Raw genomic sequence first — 2,657 nt, 5'->3', positions numbered from 1 at the left:
CCTCCACGGAGGGGCGGGCCGTCGCCCGTACCCAAACGCTTCTCAAGGGCGAGAACGGCATCGGCACGGTCCGCAAGACCACCCTTCCGGGCGGCCTGCGCGTCGTCACCGAGACCCTGCCGTCCGTACGCTCCGCCACCTTCGGCATCTGGGCGCACGTCGGCTCCCGCGACGAGACGCCCTCCCTGAACGGCGCCACCCACTACCTGGAGCACCTGCTCTTCAAGGGCACCGAGCGGCGCAGCGCGCTCGACATCTCCGCCGCCATCGACGCGGTCGGCGGCGAGATGAACGCCTTCACGGCGAAGGAGTACACGTGCTACTACGCGCGCGTGCTCGACACCGATCTGCCGCTGGCCATCGACGTGGTCTGCGACATGCTCACCGGCTCGCTGATCAAGCCCGAGGACGTCGACGCCGAGCGCGGCGTCATCCTTGAGGAGATCGCGATGACCGAGGACGACCCGGGCGACTGCGTGCACGACCTCTTCGCGGAGACCATGCTCGGCGACACCCCGCTGGGCCGCCCCGTCCTCGGCACCGTCGACACGGTCAACGCGCTGACCCGCGACCGCATCGCCCGCTTCTACAAGAAGCACTACGACCCGACGCACCTGGTCGTGGCCGCCGCGGGCAACGTCGACCACGCCAAGGTCGTACGCCAGGTCCGCCGCGCCTTCGAGCGGGCCGACGCCCTCGGCGCTGCGGACGCGACGCCGATCGCCCCGCGCGACGGCGCCCGCACGCTGCGCACGGCCGGCCGCGTCGAGGTGCTCGACCGCAGGACCGAGCAGGCCCACATCGTCCTCGGCATGCCGGGCCTGGCCCGTACGGACGACCGGCGCTGGGCGCTCGGCGTGCTCAACACCGCCCTCGGCGGCGGCATGAGCTCCCGCCTCTTCCAGGAGATCCGGGAGAAGCGCGGACTGGCGTACTCCGTCTACTCCTACACCTCCGGCTTCGCCGACTGCGGCCTCTTCGGCGTCTACGCGGGCTGCCGCCCGAACCAGGTCCACGACGTCCTCAAGATCTGCCGCGACCAGCTCGACCAGGTCGCCGAGCAGGGCCTGAGCGACGAGGAGATCGGCCGCGCCGTCGGCCAGCTCGCCGGCTCCACCGTGCTCGGTCTGGAGGACACCGGCGCGCTGATGAACCGCATCGGCAAGAGCGAGCTGTGCTGGGGCGAGCAGATGTCCGTCGACGACATGCTGGCGCGCATCGCGGCCGTCACCCCGGACGACGTACGCGCGGTCGCCCGCGATGTACTGACCCGGCGGCCCTCGCTGTCCGTCATCGGACCGCTGAAGGACAAGCAGGCCGCCCGTCTGCACGACGTCGTCTCCTGACGGAGCAGCCGACGCCGCCTAGCCTGGGGCCGATCACCCGATCGGACCCCATCAGCCGAGAAGTCGAAGGAAGCAAGCACGATGAGCAAGCTGCGCGTGGCAGTCATCGGCGCCAAGGGCCGTATCGGCTCCGAGGCCGTACGGGCGGTGGAAGCCGCCGACGACATGGAACTGGTGGCGGCGCTGGGCCGGGGCGACAGCCTGGACGCGCTGACCGACGCGGGCGCCCAGGTCGCCGTCGAGCTGACCCATCCCGACTCGGTCATGGACAACCTCGACTTCTGCGTCCGCAACAGCATCCACGGCGTCGTCGGCACCACCGGCTGGACCGACGAGCGCCTCGACCGGCTGCGCGGACAGCTCGACGCCGCACCGGGGACCGGCGTGCTCATCGCGCCGAACTTCTCCATCGGCGCCGTGCTGACCATGCGCTTCTCCCAGCAGGCCGCCCGCTACTTCGAGTCGGTCGAGGTCATCGAGCTGCACCACCCGGGCAAGGCCGACGCCCCCTCCGGCACCGCCACCCGCACCGCCCAGCTCATCGCGGCGGCGCGCAGCGAGGCCGGCCGCGCGCCGCAGCCGGACGCGACGGTCACCGCGCTGGACGGCGCGCGCGGCGCGGACGTCGACGGCGTCCCGGTGCACTCCGTCCGTCTCCGCGGCCTCCTCGCCCACCAGGAGGTCATCCTCGGCGACACCGGCGAGACCCTCACCATCCGGCACGACTCGCTGCACCACAGCAGCTTCATGCCGGGCATCCTGCTGGGCGCGCGCCGTGTCGTCGACACGCCGGGGCTGACGTTCGGCCTGGAACACTTCCTGGACCTGGGCTGACACCGTGCGCGCAAAGATCGTCTATTTCGCCCTGGCCGCCGTCCTGGTCGTCTATTTCGTCCTGGTCGGCAGCCGTGGCGTGCTGCTCATAGAGCAGGGCACCGCGGTGACCGTCGTCTTCGGCGTCGCGGTGCTCATCCTGCCGTTCATCGGCGCCTGGTTCCTGTGGCACACCACCAAGTTCGCGCGCGACGCGGGCCGCCTCGCGCGGGAGCTGGAGACCGAGGGCGGGCTGCCGGTGGACGAGCTCGTACGGACGCCCGGCGGCCGCATCGACCGCGACTCCGCGGACGAGGTCTTCGCCAGGCGGCAGGCGGAGACCGAGGAGCCGCCCGGCGACTGGCGCTCCTGGTTCCGCCTCGCGGTCGCCTACCACGACGCCCGCGACACCCCGCGCGCCCGCAAGGCCATGCAGCGCGCCATCGCCCTGCACGACGGCAAGCCCGTACGGGCCTGAGCCGGACGGACACAGACGAC

3 protein-coding genes are annotated in these 2,657 nt (G+C 71.9%); all 3 read left to right on the top strand.

Translation table 11 applies throughout. The features are described from left to right. Positions 1-1,346, top strand: a 1,346-nt coding sequence (locus ACFU99_RS40280) for a M16 family metallopeptidase (RefSeq protein ID WP_384402725.1), incomplete at its 5' end; no start/stop codon positions are given. An 81-nt stretch (positions 1,347-1,427) separates the two neighbouring features. Beyond that, the gene (gene dapB, locus ACFU99_RS40275) at positions 1,428-2,180 is read left to right on the top strand and encodes a 4-hydroxy-tetrahydrodipicolinate reductase (RefSeq protein ID WP_384402722.1); all 753 of its coding nucleotides are present in this window, start codon (positions 1,428-1,430) and stop codon (positions 2,178-2,180) included. 4 nt (positions 2,181-2,184) lie between these two features. Then, positions 2,185-2,637 carry a hypothetical protein gene (locus tag ACFU99_RS40270; RefSeq protein WP_384402719.1) on the top strand — a complete coding sequence of 151 codons (453 nt, stop codon included), beginning with the start codon at positions 2,185-2,187 and terminating at the stop codon, positions 2,635-2,637. Positions 2,638-2,657 lie beyond the last annotated feature (20 nt).

This window comes from Streptomyces sp. NPDC057654 (genome assembly GCF_042800135.1).
Lineage (GTDB): Bacteria > Actinomycetota > Actinomycetes > Streptomycetales > Streptomycetaceae > Streptomyces.
This window is presented reverse-complemented; position numbering and strand designations above follow the sequence as displayed.

Bases quoted from the DNA above. Each gene is read 5' to 3' on its own strand.
- dapB (WP_384402722.1), top strand. From the start codon at position 1,428: ATGAGCAAGCTGCGCGTGGCAGTCATCGGCGCCAAGGGCCGTATCGGC.